This window comes from Curtobacterium sp. ABR8 (genome assembly GCF_057812125.1).
The window spans coordinates 1,228,350-1,247,815 of sequence record NZ_CM173818.1 but is presented as its reverse complement, the minus strand read 5'-3'; the positions used below and the strand labels follow the sequence as shown (position 1 = coordinate 1,247,815).

Sequence of the window (19,466 nt, the reverse complement as noted above, 5' to 3'; positions counted from 1 at the left end):
CGCCGCGACACGACGTGCGTCAGCGCCCGCGTCGCGCCGGCAGTGCCAGCACGGCGAGCCCGGCCACCACGAGCGCGATGCCGACCCACCCTGGCGCGCCGAGGTGCTCCCCGACGACGAGCACGGCGAGCACCGCGGCCACCACGGGTTCGAGCAACGACACCAGCGTCGCGACCGAGGCCCCGACCGCCCGCAACCCCACGGCGTACAGCGAGTGGCCGAGGACCGTCGGCACCAGGGCCAGGTACAGGAACACCGGCCAGTTGCCGCCGTCGCCGAGGAACGGTGCCCCGGCGACGACGACGAGCACGACGAGCGGCACGGCGGCGATGCCGAACACGGCGCCGACGAGCCCGCGGCCGTTCGGCAGCCCCGCCGCGACGGCCTCGACGCCGGGGCCGCCCGGCACCGACACCGCCCCGGCCGCCGCGTGCAATCCCCGCGCGACCGCCCACGAGTACAGCGCGTAGGTGAGCCCGGCGAGCAGCGCACCGGCGATCCCGAGCGCGAGCGCGCCACCGCCACCGTCGTGCTCGGATCGCGCCAGGGTCACGACGACCATGCCGGCCACGCTCACGAGCGTGGCGACGACCCACCTGCGGGTGACAGGCCTGCGGTCCGCTGCCCATTCGACGAGCCCCGCGAACACGGGTGACGACCCGATGGCGATGGTGGTGCCGAGGGCGACGCCCGCGTCGGCGAGCGCGGCGTAGAACGCCACCGCGTACAGGACGAGCGCGGTCGCGCCGAGCAGAGCCCACCCCCGGGTGCGGCGTTCGACGACGGCACGGACCGTGCCGCGGCCGGCGACGGCGGCGAGCACGAGGCCACCGATCCCGAAGGTGACGGCGCCGAAGACGAAGGCGGGGACGCCCGGGGCGAAGTGCGTCGCGGTGCCCGTGGTCCCCCAGACCACCGCGGCGACGACGACCGCCGCGAGCCCGCCGGCGGGCGCCGGGACACGACGGGTGCCCGCGGACGCCGTCACGAGACGTGGATGGAGGGGCGGCGGTGCACGTCCGGCTCGGCTTCGCGCAGGACCTCGCGCGTGACGGGTGCGACGTCGCCGACGCCGGTGAACACGAAGCGCAGGGCGTTCCGGATCGGGCTGCCCTCGTTCCACTCGAAGTAGATGCTCGGGACGACCCCGGCGGTGTCGCGGATCGCGAGCAGGGTCGACGCGATGGTGTTCGGCACGTTGCCGGACCGGACCCGGAGCACACGGTGCCCGTGCACGACGTGCCCCTCGACCAGCAGGTCCTCTTCGAAGTCCGACGAGTCGGCGGGCAGGACCTCGAGGAACATCGTCGGCACGCGCGCCGGGATGCCGGAGTCCCGCCGCTCTTCGCGCCCCTTCGCCCGGTACGCCTCGGCGGTGCCGGCACCCGGCTCGTTCGCGATGATGCACACCGCGCTGAACTGGTCGGCGTCGGCCTCGACGAACTGCCGGGCGGTGGCGTCCAGCTCGATCGACGACGCACGGAGCTCGAACGAGCGGCGCACCCGCGAGACGAGCGACACCACGACGATGGCGATGATGAAGATCGCTGCGATCCGGACGCCGTCCGGCCGCTCGATGACGTTCGCGACCGTCGTGTAGACGAACACGACCGAGATGACGCCGAACGCGATGGTTCGCTTCTTCTGCTGCCTGCGGCGGGCCGAGAGGGTGACGGCGACCGCGGCGCTCGTGATCAGGACGAGCACGCCGGTGGCGTACGCCCCGCCCTGCGCGTCGACGTTCGCCCGGAAGACGATCGTGATCAGGAAGGCGATGAGCGTGAAGATGATGACGAGCGGCCGGGTCGCGCGCGCCCACTGCGGAGCCATGCCGTACCGGGGCAGGAACCGCGGCACCAGGTTGAGCAGGCCGGCCATCGCGCTCGCGCCGGCGAACCACAGGATCGCGACGGTCGAGAAGTCGTAGATCGACCCGAACACCCCGCCGAGGTACTGGTGCGCCAGGAAGGCCAGGGCGCGGCCGTTCGCACCGCCGCCCGGCTGGAACTCGTGCTGCGGGATGAGGAACGTCGTGGCGATCGACGAGGTGATCAGGAACGAGCTCATGATGACGGCCGCGACGGTCAGGAGCCGCTTCGTGCCGCGGATCCGCCCCTCGGGCCGAGCACTCGTGTCGTCGGACGCGTCGCCGCGAACCTGCGGCATCACCGCGACGCCGGTCTCGAACCCGGACAGGCCGAGGGCGAGCTTCGGGAACACGACGAGCGCGATGCCGACCATGACGAGGGGGTTGCTGTGCTGCGCCGTGAGCCCGGACCACCAGTCACTGGCGACCATCGGGTGCTCGAACACGTGCCAGAGCGAGACCACCACGACGACGGCGTTGAGCGCGAGGAACACCGCGACGAGTCCGACGGCGATGCCGATCGCCTCCTTGAACCCGCGGAGGAACACCACGCCGAGCAACAGCAGCAGCGCGAGGGTGAGCGGGACGGGGATCTCGGTGAACCAGTGCGGCGTGTACGGGTTCTCGGCGATGTGCGCCGTGGCGTCCGCCGCCGACAGCGTCATCGTGATCATGAAGTCGGTGACGGCGAACCCGAGCAGCACGAGCACCAGGAGCTTGCCGGCCCACCACGGCAGGAGCTTCTCGAGCATCATGATCGATCCGGCACCACGGAAGCTGTCACTCGCGACCCGGCGGTAGACGGGCAGCGCCCCGAGCAGCGTGACGAGCACGAGCACGATGGTGGCGATCGGCGACAGCAGGCCGGCGGCGAGCGCCGCGATCGCCGGCTGGTACCCGAGGGTCGAGAAGTAGTCGACACCGGTCAGGCACATGACCCGCCACCACGGGTGGGTCTTCTCGACCTCGACCTGGTGCGGGCCCTGGTGGGACGCCCCCTGGTGGGCGCCCTGCAGCATCCAGCGGCGCAGTCGGGTGCTGCGGTCGAGGGGTGGCTCCGTGGCGTCGCGCTGGGCGGCCCGCTCGGCGTCTGTCGCGGTCACGTGGACGATGCTAAGCCGTCCGGGCGACGCACGCGTGCACCCGGACGGCCCCTGTGGACGACTGCTACTTCGCGCTGATCCTCGTGTACTTGTTGACCGCCCACGGCACGAACACGACGAGCATCACGGCGATCCCGATCAGCACCGTCACGATCGGGTGCTGCATCGTCCAGATGTCCGGCACCGGCGCGGACCCGACGTTGCCGAACAGCTCGCGGGCCGCCTGCACGAGCGACGACACCGGGTTCCACTCCGCGAACACCCGCAGCACCAGCGGCAGCGTGTCGCTCGGCACGAAGGCGTTCGAGATGAACGTCAGCGGGAACAGGATCATGAACGAGGCGTTGTTGATGACCTCCGGCGTCTTGACGCTCATGCCGAGCAGCGCCATCACCCAGCTGAACGCGTAGCTGAACAGCAGCAGCAGGGCGATGCCGGCCAGGAACTCGAGCGGCGACGAGTTCACCCGCCACCCGACGGCCAGCCCGGTGAGCATCATGATCGCCATCGAGATCGAGTTGAGCACGAGGTCGGAGTTGGTCCGGCCGACGAGCACCGCGGACGCCGACATCGGCAGCGTGCGGAACCGGTCGATCAGGCCCTCCTTCAGGTCCTGCGCCATCGCCGAACCCGAGAACGTGGCCCCGAACACGACGGTCTGGGCGAAGATCCCGGCCATCAGGAACTGCGTGTAGTCGGTGCCCTCGACCGCGATCGCGCCGCCGTAGACCTGGCTGAACAGCAGGACGAACATGATCGGCTGCAGCACCGCGAACACGAGCATGTCCGGCGACCGCTTGAGCTTGATGAGGTTCCGTTTGGTGACGGTCCAGCCGTCCTCGAACCAGATGGCGATCGGCGAGGTGACGACGACGGGCAGTTGCCGACCCGGCGCGATGGTCGTGGCGGTCATCGGGCCGTCTCCTTCTGCTTGGTGGCGGCTGCTCCGTCGGCCTCGTCCTCCGTCGCGGCGTGGCCGGTGAGCCGCAGGAACACGTCGTCGAGGGTCGGTCGCCGCATGCCCGCGTCGTGGAGCTCGATGCCGGCGTCACCGAGGTCGGCGAGCACCCGTTGCAGGGCGGCGGGCCCGGCCTCGACCGCGATTGCGTGGGTGCGGCCGTCGCCCGACACCTCGACGTCGCCGACGCCGTAGCGGCGCAGGACGGTCGTCACGGCGTCGCCGTCGGTCCCGTCCACCAGGGTCACGACGACCCGGTGCCCGCCGACCTGCGCCTTGAGGTGGTCGGCGGTGCCCTCGGCGATGACCCGGCCGTCGTCGATCACCGCGATGTCGTCGGCGAGCCGGTCGGCCTCTTCCAGGTACTGGGTGGTGAGCAGGACGGTCGCGCCCTCGGCGACCAGGTTCTCGATGATCCCCCAGAGCGCGAGCCGACTGCGGGGGTCGAGGCCCGTGGTCGGCTCGTCGAGGAACAGCACGCGCGGGTTCATCACGAGCGCGCCGGCGAGGTCGATGCGTCGCCGCATGCCACCGGAGAAGCCCTTCACCGGCCGGTCCCCGGCTTCGGAGAGGTCGAACACGTCGATCAGCTCCCGAGCGCGCTCGCGGGACGTCTTCCGGCCCAGGTGGTAGAGCCGTCCGATCATCTCGAGGTTCTCGAACCCGGTCAGGTTCTCGTCGACCGCGGCGTACTGCCCGGACACGCCGATCGACCGCCGGGTCGCCTGCGGGTCGGCGATCACGTCGATGCCGTCGATCGACGCCGTGCCGGAGTCGGGCGTGATGAGGGTGGTGAGGACCTTGACGGTCGTGGTCTTGCCCGACCCGTTCGGCCCGAGCAGTGCCTTCACCGTGCCCTGCGGCACCGACAGATCGAGTCCGGCCAGTGCGTGCACCGGCCCGGACTTCGACTTGTACGTCTTGGTCAGCCCGGAGGCTTCGATGATGGCCATGTCGCTCCTTCGTCGGACACGGTGGGTACCCGGGGCCCGGTGGAGCGACGGACGTCACTCAGACGTCGAAGTCACCGCCACCGAAGTCGCTGAAGCCACCGCCGAAGTCGGATCCGCTGTCGCCCCAGCCCGCACTCTCGAACCCGCCGCCGTCGGACGCGCCACCGTCGGACGCACCGGCATCGCCGGATTCAGCACCAGTGTCCTCTGAACCGCCGTCACCCGCAGCGTCAGTACCGCCATCGAACGATCCCGGGTCCGGCAGGAAGGCGCTCATGATCGCCGAACCGATGACGTAGCCGGCCACCGTGCCGAGGATCGAGGCACCGATCATGCTGCCGAACGACGGCCCGCCGCGCTGGCCACCGAAGCGTCCCGCGCCCCCGCCGACACCGCCGAGCGACCGCTCCATGAAGCCCGGCTGGCGGATCTCGGACCGTGTCGCCGACTGCGCGAGCGAACGGGGGTCGTCGCCACGAGGGGCCTCGCCGGGAGGTGCCGTGCGGGTGAACTCGTCGTAGACCATGCGGCGCTGCTCGTCGGTCAGCTTCGCGAACGCCTCGGCGTGCACCTCTTCGATGCGCTCCGGCGGTGCCGTGCGGAGCAGGTAGCGGTACCGCTCCACCGCGCGCTCGTCGTCGGTCGTCGCCCCCTGCTGCTGCTGCTGCTGTGCGGGTGCACCACCCCACTGCGGCACGCCGTACTGCCCGCCCGGCTGCTGCCCGGCCGGCGTCCCCGTCGGAGCGGGCTGGTGGTACGACTGCTGGCCGTACCGGTAGCCCTGCTGCTGCGGCTGCCCCCACTGGTTCTGCTGCGCGTCGTACTGCTGCGCGCCACCGGTGCGGTCGCGGTCCGGACGTCCGAGCAGGCGGTCGAGGAATCCCATGGTCGATGCTCCTTCGGGTGCACGGTCGATCCGGTCGGACCGGCCGTGGACTGCCACCCTATGGAGCGGGGTCGGCCACTGACTGAGCGCCCGCTCAGAGTCAGCCGAGCGCCGCCCCGCGCCTTCAGTCCGCACCGTGCGCACCTGCGCACCCCGTGCGCGGTTCCCAGCCCCGTGCGCGCTTGCAGCACCGCACCCGGCAGCCAACCCCGCGCCAGATCGCCAACCCCGCACCGTGCGCACCACCCACTCGACGGGAGGCCCGTACCCGACCCGACCCGCGCCTCCAGTCCGCACCGTGCGCACCTGCACGACCCGTGCCGGGTTGGCAGCACCGTGCGCGCCTACAGCACCGCACCCAGCGGCCAATCCCGCACCAGAACGCAGACCCCGCACCGTGCGCCGGCCGTGCCCGGCCGCGCCGGCCGCGCCGGCTCACCCCGCGGCGAGCGCCGCCGTCCACACCGCGTGCAGCTCGTCCGCCGCTCCGGGGTGCGCCACCAGGAACGGCTCGCCCACGGGCGGGAAGCCCTCGACCGGGCCGGAGCGCGTCAGCACGATCCCGCCGGCCTCGTGCACGAGCAGCACGGCGGCCCCGTGGTCGACCGGGTTGAACGCCGACACGCACCCGCCGATCCCCCGGCCAGCCGCGACCTGCGCGATGGTCAGCGTGCCGGAGCCCTGCACCCGCAGCGTGCACGACCGGTCGGCCAGGGCGTCGAGGAACACCCCGAACCCGGGCCACGGCCGGTGCCCGTCGAGTTCGGTGCCGACGACCGCCCCGGCGAGCGGGCGTGGGGTGTCGTCCAGCCGCAGCGGCCGGTCGCGCAGGGTCGCACCGCGCCCGCGCCGCGCCTCGAGGACCTCGCCCCGCCACGGGTCGGCCACGACCCCGACGAGCGGGCGTCCTCCGCGGGTCAGGCAGAGCGACATCGACGTCCACGGCACCCCGTTCGCCAGGTTCGTGGTGCCGTCGACGGGGTCCAGGTACCAGCGGTGCCGGTCACCGGGCGCGTCGCCGTACTCCTCGCCGGTGAACCCGTGCGTCGGGAACACCATCCGCACGCGGGAGCGGACGTGCTGCTCGACCAGGCGGTCCACGTCGGTGACGAGGTCGGCCGGGTTCGCCTTGGTCCGCACCTCGCTGACGGGGTGTTCGCGGGTGAACGCGATGACCTCGTGCGCGATGCGGTGCGCCAGGGCCTGGGCGCGCGAGGCGACCTCGGTCTCGGTCGGCTCGCGGTCCCGTTCCGGCCAGCCGTCCCGCTCCGCCGAGGACAGCGCCGCGCCGATCGCGCCGACGTCGTTCGTGGTGATCGAGTCGACGCCGAGCCGTGCCGCCCACAGCGCCGGTTCGGCCTCGTCGACGGTCCAGACGGCGACCCGCAGCCCGAGGGCGTGCGCGACCTCGATCGTCCGCGGTGTGAGGAACGCGATGTCGAGGTTCAGGGTCGACGGGGTCAGGGCCGCGAGGTCGGCCGGGGCGGGCGGGTCGAGCGACTCCCACGCGAGCCACACGTCGGCGTCGGGCAGGACCGAACGGACCGCGGCCATGGCGGCCGGCGCACCGCACCACGCCACGCTGGTGGACGCGGTGGAACCCGCGACGGTGCGGGCAGCGACCAGGGCGTCCTCGGCGTCGGTCAGGTCGACCAGCAGCACCGAGCGGCAGCCGTCGAGCCGTTCGAGCGCGGCGTCGAGCCGCGGGATCCGGTCGAGCCCGTTGCCGAGCCGAGCGACGTCGCACCAGGCGACGTCGGACACCCGTCGGGCGTCGCCCCACATCCGCCCGAGGGTCTCGTCGTGCAGCAGGACGGCGACGTCGTCGGCCGTGCGACGGACGTCCACCTCGATGACCTCGGCGCCGAGCGCCTCGGCGACCGCGATGGCGGGCAGGGTGTTCTCCCGCCGGACGCGCGGCGCACCGCGGTGGGCGACCAGCCGTGGCGGACGCAAGCCGGGCCTCCCGGTCGGGTCGGACGGGACCGGCCCGTGACCGGCGGCCGGCGCGGCGGACGCAGGAGCGGACGCTGCTGCCGACGCGGCGGGGACGGCGCGGTCGGTGACCGGCACGGCGCCGCTCATCGGGTGCCCTCGAGCAGTGCACCGTCGCGGTAGACGAGCACCGCACCGAGCCGGACCCCGGTCTCGGTGCCGACCGCCGGGGGCGCTCCGGTGACGAAGGCGCGGAGCTCGGCACCGTCGGTGGTGAGCACGACCTCGGCGAAGTGGCCGCGCATGAGGACACGGGCGACGGTGGCGCGGATCGGTGCGTCGTCGGTGAGGACGACTTGCTCGGGGCGGATCAGCACGGTGTCGGCCGCGGTCGGGCTGACGGACGTGCCGGCGAGGAACCGACCGGAGACGACGCTCGTCGACCCGATGAACGACGCGACGAACCCGGTGGCGGGGCGGGCGTACAGCTCGGTCGGCGTCGCGATCTGCTCGATGCGTCCGTCGTGCATGACGGCGATCCGGTCGGAGATGCTGAGCGCTTCGTCCTGGTCGTGCGTGACGATCACGGTCGTGATGCCGAGGCGCTGCTGGATGCGGCGGATCTCGTCGCGGACGCTCACGCGGAGCTTCGCGTCGAGGTTGGACAGCGGCTCGTCGAGGAGCAGGACGTCGGGCTCCTGCACGATCGCCCGGGCCAGGGCGACACGCTGCTGCTCACCGCCCGAGATCGCGGTCGGCTTCGAGCCGGCGTGGTGGCTCAGGCCGACGAGTTCGAGTGCGTCCCGCACCCGGTCCGCCACCTGCCGCTTCGGGACCCGTCGGGTCCGCAGCGGGAACGCGACGTTCTGCGTCACCGTCATGTGCGGCCACAGCGCGTAGTTCTGGAACACCATCGCGCTCGGTCGGCGCTCGGGGCCGGCCGACGTGACGTCGCGGTCCCCCATCGACACGACGCCGCCGTCGGCGGGCAGGAACCCGGCGACCATGCGGAGCGTGGTCGTCTTGCCGCACCCGGACGGTCCGAGCAGCGAGACGAGCTCGCCCTTCGCGACGTCGAGGTCGATGCCCGCGACCACGTCGCGTCCGCCGAGTGTCTTGCGCAGCCCGCGGACGGTGAGTCCGCCGGTGCGGCTGCGGTCGGTCGTGCTGCCGTCGACCGGGAGGCCCGGTGCGCGTTCCGCGACGAGCGCCTGGTCCGTCATCTGGTCGCCTTTCGTGCTGGTGTGGGTCATCGGGGTCTGTCGCTTCACCGGGGTCTGTCGCTTCACCGGGGTCTGTCGCTTCACCGGATCTGGAAGCCGTCCGCGAGGCGGCCGCCCATGATGTGCTTCCGGGCGAGCAGCAGCAGGACCACGGACGGGATGCTCAGCGCGATCGCGAACACCGCCGAGACCTGCCGCGGGGAGTTGAGGACGAGCGAGTACATCGCCGTCGGCATGGTCATGTACGTCGGAGCGCCGACGAGGTACGTGCCCTGCGCCTCGTCGAACGACGCCAGGAACGACATCACCATCGCGACGAGGATCCCCGGCCACGCGATCGGGAACGTGACCCGCCAGAACGTGCGCCAGCGACTCGCCCCCGCGTCACGGGCCGCTTCCTCGAGGGACCGGGGGACGGCCGAGAACGCGGCGGCGGGCAGCCACGTCATGAACACGACGCACCCCAGGACGTGCACGATCAGGATGCCCGTCACCGTGTTCATGAGGTTCAGCGCCGTGAACATCGCCGACATCGTGACGAAGAGGCCCATCTTCGGGAACGCGTTCGTGGCGAACAGCCCGACGAGCACGAGCCGCCGTCCCGGGAACTCGATGCGGCTGATCGCCCAGGCGGCCGGCAGGCACACCACCGCGGCGATGAGGACGGTCAGCGGGGCGAGGACGAGCGAGTTCTGCACCGCGACGGCGAGGCTGCGGTCCTCGAACACGGTGCCCCACCACTGCAGGGTCCAGCCGTCGGGCAGCAGGTTCGGGTAGGTCCACGTCGTGGCGAAGGCACGAGCGGCCAGCCAGACGAGCGGCCCGAGGATGAAGACGGCCAACACGATCGCGGTCGCCCAGACGAGGGCGTTGCCGGTCAGACGCTTGATCACTGCTGCTCCTGCTGCTTCTCGTCGAGCTCGCCCGCGTTCGAGCGGACCGTCGAGCGGAGGTAGAAGACGCTCGCGGCTGCCGCGAAGGCGAACACGACGAACGCCATCGCCGTCGACTGCTGCGGACGGTTGTAGGCCTGGAAGTACTTCGAGATGTCGACGCCGAGCATCGTCGGCGCGTTCGGACCGGTGAAGTACGGCACCGTGAACGACCCGAGGACCCCGATCACGGTGAACGTCGTCGCGATGACGAGCGGGGTCGCTGCCATCGGCAGGAGCACCTGCCAGACGACACGCCAGGTGCTCGCGCCCGCGTCCTTCGCGGCCTCGACCAGGGCGTCCGGGGTGCCCTGCAGCGCCCCGGCGATCATCAGCACCGCGAACGGCAGGCTCGTCCAGACGCTGCCGAACACCACGGCGACGAGGGTGTAGCCCAACACCGGGACGTCCAGGCCGAACTGGGCACCGAGGCTCCGGAGGAACCCCTGCGCATCGGTGAAGGTCAGGACCGACCAGCTCGCGATGACCACCGGCACGAAGAGCGGGACCACCGCGAGGACGCTGAGGCTCTTGCCGAGGATCCCACCGCGGAGCCGGAGGACCACGGCCACCGCCACGGCGAGCGCCACGGTCAGGCCGGTGGACAGCGCGGTGACCCCGAGCGTCGCGACGAGGTCACGCAGGAACGTGGCGTTCCCGAGCAGTGTGCCGTACACCGCGAACGAGAACCCGTGAACGGTGTCGCCGCCGATGTCGGCGAGCGCCTGGTTCAGGCCGCCGGTGAACCCGAGGCTGAAGAGGGCGGCGTTCACGACGGGGACGCCGACGAACAGGACCACGACCAGCACGGGCGCCGCGACGAGCGCGAGGCCCTGCCAGCGCCGGCGGCGGGCCAGGCGCTCCTGTGTCGTGCGGTCGCTGGCGGGCTGCGCCGTGCCGTGGGCGGAGGGCGGGACGGGCGGGAGGCCCGTGGCGGAGTCGCCACGGGCCTCCCGGTCGGTCGCCGGGCCGTCCTGGACGGTCTGGGTCACTGCGGGACCTTCGCGTCCCACGCGGCGTTCATGTCGGCGGCGAAGTCGCTCTGGAACCCGAGGCGGAGCTGCGAGGGGTTCGCGTCGGCGAACTGCTCGGCGACCGACTTCGGCAGGCTGTCGAGCGGGATCACCGGGTAGCCGGAGACGGCGCTCGCGACGAGCTGCTGCCCCTTCGAGCTCAAGACGAAGTCGGCGAGCTGCTCGGCAGCGGCCTTCTTGGCCTTCGGCTCGGTCTTCGGGATGCCGAGGAAGCTCGCGCTGCCGGTGAACGACGGGTCGGTGATCTGGATCGCCTTGACGGTCTTCGGGATCACGCCGGTCTTCTGCGAGGTGATGAACTGGTCGCTCCAGACCGGTGCCATCGCGATCTGGCCGCTGCCGAGCAGCTGCACGACCTGGTCGTTGCCGTTCGGGTAGACGCCCTTCTGGTACGTCGAGGGGCCGAGGTCCTCGAGCGCGGCGAAGCCCTTGTCCCACTTCGACTCGAGCGACTTGTCGTACGTCGTCTGCATCGTCGCCTGCTCATCCGCGGTCAGGTATTTCGCGAGCACCGTGGCGACGAACGAGCCACCGGAGCCGCCGGACGACGGGGAGTTGTAGGCGAACTGGCCCGGGTTCGCTTTGATCCAGGCGAGCAGGTCGTCGAGGGTCTCCGGCGGGTCCGTCACCTTCTTCGAGTCGTAGGCGAGCAGGACGCTCGAGGCGCGGTACGGGATCGCGCTGTCGCCACCCTGCTGCTTCGTGGCCTCGGGGACGTCCTTCAGGTTCGGGATCGTGCTGTCGCTGACCGTGCTGAGCAGCCCGGCCTTGCCCGCGGTGCTGACGAACCCGGCGTCGACGAGGTCGTACGCGACGGACTTGCCGGCCTTGACCGCGGTGGCGAGGTTGGCCTGGGTCTGCGCGTCGTGCTCGCCGTGCAGGTCGATGCTCGTGCTGACGTGGATCTTCGGGTGCACCTTCTCGAAGGCGGGGATGAGCGACTTGTCCCAGAGGTCCTGGACGTTGGTGTCGCCGCTGATGAACACCGTGAGGTTCGTGGTGCCGCTGCTCGTGTCTGCGGCGTTCGAGGCGTTGGCGCTCTGGACGCAGCCGGACAGCGCGACGGTCGCGGCCGCTGCGATGGCGAGGCCGGCGAGGACTCGGGTCTTCACGTCGATGGTCTCCCTGTTCCGTGGGGGGTGGTGCTGGGTGGGATGGAGGTGGGTGGTGCGGGTGGGTGCGGGTGGTGCGGGAACGTTCCCGCACCGGGGTCGAGTGTGGCGCTGCCGGGTGAACGCCGGGTGCCGCGGGCGTCGCCGTCGGGTGAACTCCGGGGTGCGGGGCTCGGCGGTGTCGGTGTCGGCGTCGGCGTCGGTGTCGGCGTCGGCGTCACGCCCGCACCGTGCCGACCTCGCCACCTGGTGCGAGGTTGCCCGCTCCGTGCCTGCCTACAAGCTCGCACCAAGCGGGCAACGCACCCCCGGCCGACGAAAGGCGCACGGTGCGAAGTCAGCCGGACCCACGGATGACCTCGCACCGAGCTGACTTCCCTTTCCCGACCGCGCGACTTCGCACCGTGCGCCGTGCGCAACGCCGGAACAACGCCGCACGGTGCGATCTCGGGCGGTCTCAGCGCGACATCCGCACGCCAGCCTGACGGAGCTTCGTTCGCAGGGTCCATTCGTTCCGCAGGTCGGACCAGGTCAGCCGGAGCACGATCCGGACCTCGGGGAACGCGCGGAGACGGTCCTCCCGGATCTTCTCGTCGATCAGCGTTTCCTCCGGGGTGCGCCCGCGCAGGTACTCACTGCGCTGGTACTTCACGGCACCGTCGAACTCCACCACCACCCCGGACTCCGGGAACCAGAAGTCCACGACGATGTCGGGCTCGCCCGCCGTCCGGAACCGGTGTTGGAGGACAGGTGTCGGCGTGCCGAACTGGTCGAACCGGGCGCGGGCGTAGGACTCCCCCGGTGAGTCCGACGCGGCATCGGCGAAGTCGACGGCCCGCAGTGCTCGCCGCCGGCCCTTCTGTCCTCGCCGCTCGACAGCCGACCGGACCGAGTCCCGCTCGACCGCACGGCCGAGGAGCGAGTCGAGGGCGACGACCGCGTCGCTGAAGGGCAGCGTGAGCGCGAGGTCCGTCGCCAGCCGGTCCAGCCCGCACAGCACCAGCCCGTCCGGTGTCGTCACTGCTCTTCGGTTCCGATCGGGGTCGAGGTCCGCGTGCACGATGAAGGTCGCGTTCGTGGTCCGCCGGTCGGCGCCGCCCGAGGTCACGTGGATCCGCGTCGGTGGAGGGGTGAGGAGCGGCACGCCGAAGACCACGGCCGCGGACACGTGGGACACCAGGTCTCCTGGCCGGATGCGATCGGCGAACGAGCGCACGCGGACGTGGTGCTGCTCGGTGGTTCGGAGTGCTGCCCATCCGGCGGCCTCCGCGTACAGACCGCGTGCGACCCGGGTGAGCTCTCCTGCCGCCGCCCGTCGTCTGATGGCGTCGGACTCGTCCGGCCGTTGTGCTGATGTTCGGTACGTGAGGACTTCGGGGACCGGTGCGAGCTTCAGGTTCATCGACATGTCCCGATGGTCGAGAACCGACCGGACGACCGCAGCTCCGGACTCGAGCCCTGTGGACGGACCACCGCACTCTTGCCGTGTGGAGGGATGAGCCCCACCACTGGAGGCTGCGAGACTGTCCGGGTGAACACACGCACTTGGGGTTGGCTCGCAGCGGTCATCGACGTCGTGCTCATCGTCGTCTTCGCACTCATCGGGCGCTCGTCCCACGGTGAGGCGAACACGGCGCTGGCGCTGTGGACGACCGCCTACCCGTTCCTGGCCGGCTGGGCGATCGGGTACGTGACGAGCGGAGCCTGGGCCCGGCCGCTGCGCTTCTGGCCGACCGGCGTCGTGGTCTGGGTCCTCACGGTCTTCGTCGGTCTGGCGATCCGTGTCGCCACCGGCCAGGGCGACGTCGACGGCAACCCGCTGCCGATCTCGTTCGTCATCGTCGCCACGATCGTGCTCGGGGTGTTCCTGCTCGGTTGGCGGGCGATCGTCCGCGGTGTGCTCCGGTCCACCTCGTCGCGGTCGCGGCAGGATGCTGCAGCGACCGACGCGTGAACGGCAGCCGCGGTTCACAGCCGACCATCCTCGACGTCGCCGCACGTGCGGGTGTCTCGAAGTCGGCGGTGAGCCGGGTCCTCTCCGGAACAGGTCGGTTCTCCGATGAGACGCGTGAGCGAGTGGAACGCGCCGCGACCGAACTCGGGTACGTCGCCAACGCGATGGCCCGCGGGCTGGTCAGTGGCCGCACGAACACGATCGGGATGCTCGTCCGTGACGCCTCGTCGATGGTCTACACCGCCCTGCACGCCGTGATGGAGCGCCGCGCATCTGAGCTCGGTTACCGTGTCGTCACCACGACGGGCGTCGGCCGGGTCGAGGACGAGAAGTCCGCCCTCGCGGCCCTCGTCTCGATGCGCGTCGACGGACTGGTCGTGTGCAGCGGCCTCATGCCGTCCGCCGACATCGCCGAGTTCGCACCACGCATCGCCACCGTCGTCGCCGGTCGGCCCGAGCTGCACCCGGCACTCTCGAGCGTCTACTGCGACGAGGTCGACGGTGGTGCGACCATCGCGAACGCCGTCGCCGACGCCGGCCACAGCACGGTCGTGGTGCTCACCGTCCCGATCGACAACGCGATCACCCAGCACGCGCGGTCGTCGGCGATGGTCGAGCGGCTCCGGGCTCGAGGCACGCGGGTGATCGACATCGATGCCAGTTTCGTGCGCCCGCCGGACGACCTCGCCGCCGACCTGGTCGACGCGATGCGCGAGTCGGGCGTCACCGCGGTGATGTGCCCGACCGACCGGCTCATGCTCGACGTGTGCGAGGCGCTCGCACGCCGCGGTGTCCGGGTCCCGCACGATCTGTCGGTCACCGGGTTCGACGGCGTGTACCCCCTCGCGAGCGACTGGATCGGGTTCACGACGCTCGAGCAGCCGATCGAGCGGATCGGCCGCGAGGCGATCGACCTCGTCATCGGCCGGATCGACGACCCGACGCGGGCCGTCGAGCACCGCTCACTGCGGGGCACGGTCGTGCCCGGACGCACGCTGCTCCCCCGCTGAGCGACGGACCTCGCACGGTGCGAGCTTCGCCGGCCCATGCGGGTTCAGCGAGACACGCACGGTGCGGGCTCGGATGGACGGTGCCAGCTTCGCGGCCCCGAGCGAGGTTCCCGAGTTCTGCACGGTGCGAGCTTCGCCGGACCGTGCAGCACTGGCGGCTCGGTGCGGCGTCACAAGGGCGCACCGAGCGGGCAACCTCGCACGGGCCGACGGACTCCGCGCGGTGCTGGCTTCGCCGCCACCACGCCGCCTCGCAACGAACGCACCCGCCGCCGCCACCCCGCCCCGCCCCGCACCTCAGAACAAGCCCGAGCGCGGCCCCTCGTCCGGACCGTCGAACCCGCGGAACATGTCGGTCACGAGCGCCTCGATCTGCGGCTCCACCAGGCGCTCGACGGCCTCGGCGATGCGCGGCCGGTGGTCGATGAGCGCCAGGCAGACCGCGGTGCCGGTCGAGCGGGCGCACTCGTCGGACAACTCGATCTCGTGCCGGAGCGCGGCCTTGGCCTCGTCGGACAGCGGCTCGCGCGGCGTCTGCTCCCCCGCGCCCGTCCCCGCCAGCTCGCCGAGCGTGAAGAGGAACGGTGACCCCGGCGACGGCTCGGGGTCGACGTCGAGGCCCTGGAACTCCGGCGACAGCCCCTCGGCCGGCTGGTACCCCGCGTGCCGCTTCCGGGCCGCAGCGCGCTCGAGCTCACGCTGCAGCAGCGGCAGGTTCTTGGCCGTGTAGTCGTCGACGGCGTCCTCGACGATGGTCGAGATCCGCCCGATCAGCGCGTGTTGGACGGCATGCGGCACGTCGGGTCCGAACCCGGCGGCCGCGGCGATCGGGGACCCGGTGCACTTCCGGCAGATGCGCGTGCGCGGGCGGGCGGTCCCGATCTGCCAGCGCGGCAGCCAGCGCAGCCAGACGTCGACAGCGCTGCGCACGCGTCCGTCGATGCCGTCCATCCCTCAACAGTAGGCCTGGAGGCGCGGATCACCCCCGGCACACCGCGCCGGTCCGGCAATCCGCCGGTTCTCAGGCCTTCGGTTCCGTCACGAAGTCGATGAGCTCCTCGACGCGGCCGAGCAGCTGCGGCTCGAGGTCGGCGAAGGTCCGCACCTGCCCGAGGATCCGCTGCCACGCCCGGGCGATGTCGGCCTGCTCGGCGTGCGGCCACCCGAGCGCCTGGCAGATGCCCTTCTTCCACTCGATCGACCGCGGGATCGTCGGCCACGCCTGCAGTCCGACACGCGCCGGCTTGACGGACTGCCACACGTCGACGAACGGGTGGCCGACGACGAGCACGTGCGCTCCCCACTTGCCGCGCATCACGGCGTCGGCGAAGCGGGACTCCTTCGACCCGGGCACCAGGTGGTCGACGAGCACGCCGACGCGACGGTCGCGCGTCGGCTGGAACTCGTCGAGGACGTCGGCCAGGTTGTCGACGCCGGAGAGCTCCTCGACGACGACGCCCTCGACGCGCAGGTCGGCTCCCCAGACCTTCTCGACGAGCTCGGCGTCGTGCTTGCCCTCGACCATGATGCGGGAGGGCAGGGCCACCCGAGCTCGCTGCGACTCGACGGCGAACGATCCGGACGCGGTGCGGAGGCGACCGCCGTCGGACGCGTGCTTGACCGCCGGAGCCGCCCCGGGCCTCCTGTCCGGTGGTGCAGCTGCGGCAGACCGGCCGACCGGCGCCTGCGGACGGCCCAGCGTGACGAGCTCACCCTCGAGCAGGAACTGCCCGGTGAACGGGAACGAGCGGGTGCGGCCCTTCCAGTCCTCGAGCGCGATGTTGCCCGCTTCGAGCCCCACGACGGCACCCGCCCACCCGGAGTCCGGGTCCTCGAGCACCATGTCGCGTTCGAGCGGCACCTGCCGCACCTTCTTCACTCCGCGGGAGCGCCAGTCTCCCGAGAGCACGTCCCCGCCGTACCGGTCGTCGTCCACCCGCACGAGGGTACTGTCGACGTCGGCCCGGACGACGTCGACCGCGCCGACTCCCCACCATCTCGACGGAAGGCCTCCCGTGCGCGCAGCGATCATCCACGCCCCGAACGACATCCGCGTCGAGGAGCGCGACCGCCCCTCGGTCCTGACCCCGAAGGACGTCGTCGTCAAGGTCGTCGCGGCGTGCGTGTGCGGTTCCGACCTCTGGCCCTACCGTGGCGTGACCGAGACGAAGCGGCCACGGCCGATCGGGCACGAACTCGTCGGCGAGGTCGTCGCCGTCGGGGACCAGGTCACCGACCTGCACGAGGGCGACTTCGTCATCTCCCCTTTCACCATGAACGACGGCACCTGCCAGGCCTGCCGCCACGGCATGACCAGTGGCTGCGACCACCTGTCCGGCTTCGGCGGGAAGGACGCGTACGGCGACCCGGTCGGCGGCGCGCAGGCCGAGTACGTCCGCATCCCGGACGCGTCCGCGACGCTCGTCGCGGTCCCCGGCCCGGTCGACCCCGCACTCGTGCCGTCGCTGCTGACGCTGTCCGACGTCTTCTCCACCGGGCACCACGCCGCGGTGTCGGCAGCGGTCGGCCCGGGCAAGACGGTCGTCGTGGTCGGCGACGGCGCGGTCGGCCTGTCCGCCGTGCTCGCGTCGAAGCGACTGGGCGCCGAGCGCATCATCGCGATGAGCCGGCACGCCGATCGCCAGGCGCTCGCTCGCGAGTTCGGCGCGACGGACATCGTGGCTTCCCGCGGCGAGCAGGGCGTCGCGGCGATCCGCGAGCTGCTCGGCGGCGACCTGGCCGACTGCGCGGTCGAGGCCGTGGGCACCGAGGAGAGCATGGACCAGGCGCTGCACTCGGTGCGTGCGGGCGGCAACCTCGGTTTCGTCGGGGTGCCGCACGGCGTGCCGACGATCGGCACCCGGTACCTCTTCGACACGAACATCGCGATCGCGGGCGGGATGGCGCCGGCACGGAAGTACATCCCGGAGCTGCTGCCCGACGTCCTGTCGGGTGCGATCGACCCGGGCCGGGTGTTCGACCTCGAACTGCCGCTCGACGAGGCCGCCGAGGCGTACCGGGCGATGGACGAACGTCGGGCGATCAAGGTGCTGCTGCGGCCGTAGGCGCCGGTCGCCAGCGCGCGTCCGCCGGGCGTCGGACGCGCGTCCGGCGTGCATCCGACGGGTGGCACGTTTCGCGCAGCAGAACGCGTGTTTCGAATCGGTAAACAAACCTTTCAGTAAAGAAGGTTGTCCGTTACAGTCCTCGACATGACCACTCGAGGACGCACCCCCGGACAGCCCGGGCTGCTCCGCGTCCTGAACGACCGCGCAGCGCTCGAGCTGCTGCTCGACGACGGCCCGCTCACGCGCAACGAGATCGCACAGCGCACCGGCCTCAGCAAGCCCACCGCCGCCGAGATCATCCGCCGGCTCGAGTCCGCCGACCTCATCCGCCAGGCCGGCACCGACACCCAGGCCGGACGCCGCGGGCCGAGCGCCGTCGTGTACGAAGCGATCACCGACCGCGACCTCGGGGTCGCGGTCGACGTCCAGCTCGTCGACGTCCGGTCGACCGTGGTGGACGCCGCCGGTCGCACGTTCCCGGTCGCCACGCACCGGATGTCCGAGGCCGAGGTGCGCTCCCCCGGCGCCGACATCGTCGCCGCCGCGATCTCCCGCGCAGCCGCCGCGGCCGGTGTGGACCCCGAGCTCGTCACCGCCGTCGCGGTGGGCGTGCAGGCGAGTGTCGACCACGCCACCGACACCCTGATCTTCACCGACGGCCTGCCCGGCTGGCCCCGCGAGCAGGTGAGCGCGACCCTGTCCGCCGACCTCGGGGTCCACGTGGTCGTCGAGAACGACGCCAACCTCGCCGCTATCGCCGAACGCAACATGGGGGCCGGTCGGGCTCCCGGGTCGTTCGCGCTCTTCTGGATGGCCGAGGGCCTCGGCATGGCCCTCGACCTGCACGGCCACCTGCACACCGGCGCGTCCGGTGCCGCGGGTGAGATCGGCTACCTCAGCGTGCCCGCCGACGCACGCTCCATCGACCCGACGGCCACGATCGTCGCGGACCTCATCTCCGAGCCCGCGATCATCGCCCTGGCCGCCGAGCACGGGATCACGGCACCGGACGGCACCGCAGCCGACTGGCGCCAGGTGCTCCCGCAGCTGCCCGGCCTGCCCGAGCAGCACCCCTTCACCGTCGCCCTCGGCGAGCGCGTCGGGCACAACGTGCTCCCCGCTCTCGCGGTGGCCGATCCCGAGACGGTCGTGCTGCACGGCCCGACCGGGATCGCCGGTGGGCCCGCCCTGGCCGCCGCCGTGACCGCCTGGCTCCGGACCCGCTCACGCTGGTCCACCGCCGTGGTCGCGCCCGGCGTCCCCGACACCCCCGTCCTGCACGGTGCGCGACACGTCCTCATCGACGTCGTCCGTACCGCGCTCGCGGACCGACTCGAGCGCATCAGTGACGATGCCCCGACGCCGGACCCCGTCGAGCGCCCCTGAACCGTTCCACCCGCACCACTCGAGGCACCATCACCCAGCCCTGTC

The 19,466-nt window shown here is 71.9% G+C and carries 17 protein-coding genes; 4 read left to right on the top strand and 13 right to left on the bottom strand.

Annotated features, from left to right (window positions below):
- Nucleotides 1–19: 19 nt before the first annotated feature.
- The 11 genes from ACXKZB_RS06055 to ACXKZB_RS06005 all read right to left on the bottom strand — a co-directional run bounded on the left by ACXKZB_RS06055 (nucleotide 20) and on the right by ACXKZB_RS06005 (nucleotide 13,411).
- Entirely contained in the window at nucleotides 20–988 is a 969-nt protein-coding gene (locus ACXKZB_RS06055) for a DMT family transporter (RefSeq protein WP_488825172.1), read from the bottom strand.
- A complete protein-coding gene (locus tag ACXKZB_RS06050) occupies nucleotides 985–2,886 on the bottom strand; it encodes an APC family permease (RefSeq protein ID WP_488825865.1) in 1,902 nt (633 codons plus the stop codon). The genes ACXKZB_RS06055 and ACXKZB_RS06050 overlap by 4 nt, the downstream gene beginning before the upstream one ends.
- A gap of 148 nt (nucleotides 2,887–3,034) precedes the next feature.
- Complete coding sequence (locus ACXKZB_RS06045) at nucleotides 3,035–3,883, bottom strand: ABC transporter permease (protein ID WP_123313395.1); 849 nt, start codon at nucleotides 3,881–3,883, stop codon at nucleotides 3,035–3,037.
- Entirely contained in the window at nucleotides 3,880–4,881 is a 1,002-nt protein-coding gene (locus tag ACXKZB_RS06040) for an ATP-binding cassette domain-containing protein (protein WP_488825171.1), read from the bottom strand. Before ACXKZB_RS06040 ends, ACXKZB_RS06045 begins: the two co-directional genes overlap by 4 nt.
- Before the next feature lie 58 nt (nucleotides 4,882–4,939).
- Nucleotides 4,940–5,767, bottom strand: a complete 828-nt coding sequence (locus tag ACXKZB_RS06035; protein WP_488825169.1) for a hypothetical protein — start codon at nucleotides 5,765–5,767, stop codon at nucleotides 4,940–4,942.
- A gap of 435 nt (nucleotides 5,768–6,202) precedes the next feature.
- Nucleotides 6,203–7,852, bottom strand: coding sequence for an inositol monophosphatase family protein (locus ACXKZB_RS06030; protein WP_488825168.1), 1,650 nt, complete (start codon nucleotides 7,850–7,852; stop codon nucleotides 6,203–6,205).
- The gene (locus ACXKZB_RS06025; protein WP_488825167.1) at nucleotides 7,849–8,955 is read right to left on the bottom strand and encodes an ABC transporter ATP-binding protein; all 1,107 of its coding nucleotides are present in this window, start codon (nucleotides 8,953–8,955) and stop codon (nucleotides 7,849–7,851) included. The genes ACXKZB_RS06030 and ACXKZB_RS06025 overlap by 4 nt, the downstream gene beginning before the upstream one ends.
- A gap of 50 nt (nucleotides 8,956–9,005) precedes the next feature.
- The gene (locus ACXKZB_RS06020; protein WP_456795722.1) at nucleotides 9,006–9,818 is read right to left on the bottom strand and encodes an ABC transporter permease; all 813 of its coding nucleotides are present in this window, start codon (nucleotides 9,816–9,818) and stop codon (nucleotides 9,006–9,008) included.
- Nucleotides 9,815–10,849, bottom strand: coding sequence for an ABC transporter permease (locus ACXKZB_RS06015; protein ID WP_488825166.1), 1,035 nt, complete (start codon nucleotides 10,847–10,849; stop codon nucleotides 9,815–9,817). Before ACXKZB_RS06015 ends, ACXKZB_RS06020 begins: the two co-directional genes overlap by 4 nt.
- Nucleotides 10,846–12,003: an extracellular solute-binding protein gene (locus ACXKZB_RS06010; protein WP_488825165.1), complete on the bottom strand. Its 1,158-nt coding sequence runs from the start codon at nucleotides 12,001–12,003 to the stop codon at nucleotides 10,846–10,848. Before ACXKZB_RS06010 ends, ACXKZB_RS06015 begins: the two co-directional genes overlap by 4 nt.
- A 457-nt stretch (nucleotides 12,004–12,460) precedes the next feature.
- A complete protein-coding gene (locus tag ACXKZB_RS06005; protein ID WP_488825164.1) occupies nucleotides 12,461–13,411 on the bottom strand; it encodes a hypothetical protein in 951 nt (316 codons plus the stop codon).
- A gap of 123 nt (nucleotides 13,412–13,534) precedes the next feature.
- On the opposite strand from ACXKZB_RS06005, the gene ACXKZB_RS06000 reads away from it, so the two are divergent.
- Both ACXKZB_RS06000 and ACXKZB_RS05995 read left to right on the top strand, forming a co-directional pair.
- Complete coding sequence (locus ACXKZB_RS06000; RefSeq protein ID WP_488825163.1) at nucleotides 13,535–13,957, top strand: DUF3054 domain-containing protein; 423 nt, start codon at nucleotides 13,535–13,537, stop codon at nucleotides 13,955–13,957.
- Entirely contained in the window at nucleotides 13,954–14,967 is a 1,014-nt protein-coding gene (locus ACXKZB_RS05995) for a LacI family DNA-binding transcriptional regulator (RefSeq protein WP_488825161.1), read from the top strand. Before ACXKZB_RS06000 ends, ACXKZB_RS05995 begins: the two co-directional genes overlap by 4 nt.
- A 297-nt stretch (nucleotides 14,968–15,264) precedes the next feature.
- Here ACXKZB_RS05995 and ACXKZB_RS05990 read toward each other — a convergent pair whose 3' ends face one another.
- Both ACXKZB_RS05990 and ACXKZB_RS05985 read right to left on the bottom strand, forming a co-directional pair.
- A complete protein-coding gene (locus ACXKZB_RS05990) occupies nucleotides 15,265–15,918 on the bottom strand; it encodes a spermidine/putrescine ABC transporter substrate-binding protein (protein WP_488825160.1) in 654 nt (217 codons plus the stop codon).
- A 70-nt stretch (nucleotides 15,919–15,988) separates the two neighbouring features.
- Nucleotides 15,989–16,903, bottom strand: a complete 915-nt coding sequence (locus ACXKZB_RS05985; protein WP_340197404.1) for a DUF3097 domain-containing protein — start codon at nucleotides 16,901–16,903, stop codon at nucleotides 15,989–15,991.
- A gap of 79 nt (nucleotides 16,904–16,982) precedes the next feature.
- Here ACXKZB_RS05985 and ACXKZB_RS05980 point away from each other — a divergent pair, with 79 nt between their 5' ends.
- Together ACXKZB_RS05980 and ACXKZB_RS05975 are read left to right on the top strand one after the other, a co-directional pair.
- Nucleotides 16,983–18,032: an alcohol dehydrogenase catalytic domain-containing protein gene (locus tag ACXKZB_RS05980; RefSeq protein ID WP_488825158.1), complete on the top strand. Its 1,050-nt coding sequence runs from the start codon at nucleotides 16,983–16,985 to the stop codon at nucleotides 18,030–18,032.
- Nucleotides 18,033–18,179: 147 nt separating this feature from the next.
- Entirely contained in the window at nucleotides 18,180–19,421 is a 1,242-nt protein-coding gene (locus tag ACXKZB_RS05975; RefSeq protein WP_488825157.1) for an ROK family transcriptional regulator, read from the top strand.
- Nucleotides 19,422–19,466: the final 45 nt, after the last annotated feature.

Excerpts from the sequence above, each read along its gene's own strand:
- ACXKZB_RS06050 (WP_488825865.1), bottom strand. The coding sequence starts at position 2,886 with ATGCTGCAGGGCGCCCACCAGGGGGCGTCCCACCAGGGCCCGCACCAG.
- ACXKZB_RS06045 (WP_123313395.1), bottom strand. The coding sequence starts at position 3,883 with ATGACCGCCACGACCATCGCGCCGGGTCGGCAACTGCCCGTCGTCGTC.
- ACXKZB_RS06040 (WP_488825171.1), bottom strand. The coding sequence starts at position 4,881 with ATGGCCATCATCGAAGCCTCCGGGCTGACCAAGACGTACAAGTCGAAG.
- ACXKZB_RS06035 (WP_488825169.1), bottom strand. The coding sequence starts at position 5,767 with ATGGGATTCCTCGACCGCCTGCTCGGACGTCCGGACCGCGACCGCACC.
- ACXKZB_RS06030 (WP_488825168.1), bottom strand. The coding sequence starts at position 7,852 with ATGAGCGGCGCCGTGCCGGTCACCGACCGCGCCGTCCCCGCCGCGTCG.
- ACXKZB_RS06025 (WP_488825167.1), bottom strand. The coding sequence starts at position 8,955 with ATGACCCACACCAGCACGAAAGGCGACCAGATGACGGACCAGGCGCTC.
- ACXKZB_RS06005 (WP_488825164.1), bottom strand. The coding sequence starts at position 13,411 with ATGTCGATGAACCTGAAGCTCGCACCGGTCCCCGAAGTCCTCACGTAC.
- ACXKZB_RS05990 (WP_488825160.1), bottom strand. The coding sequence starts at position 15,918 with ATGGACGGCATCGACGGACGCGTGCGCAGCGCTGTCGACGTCTGGCTG.
- ACXKZB_RS05975 (WP_488825157.1), top strand. The coding sequence starts at position 18,180 with ATGACCACTCGAGGACGCACCCCCGGACAGCCCGGGCTGCTCCGCGTC.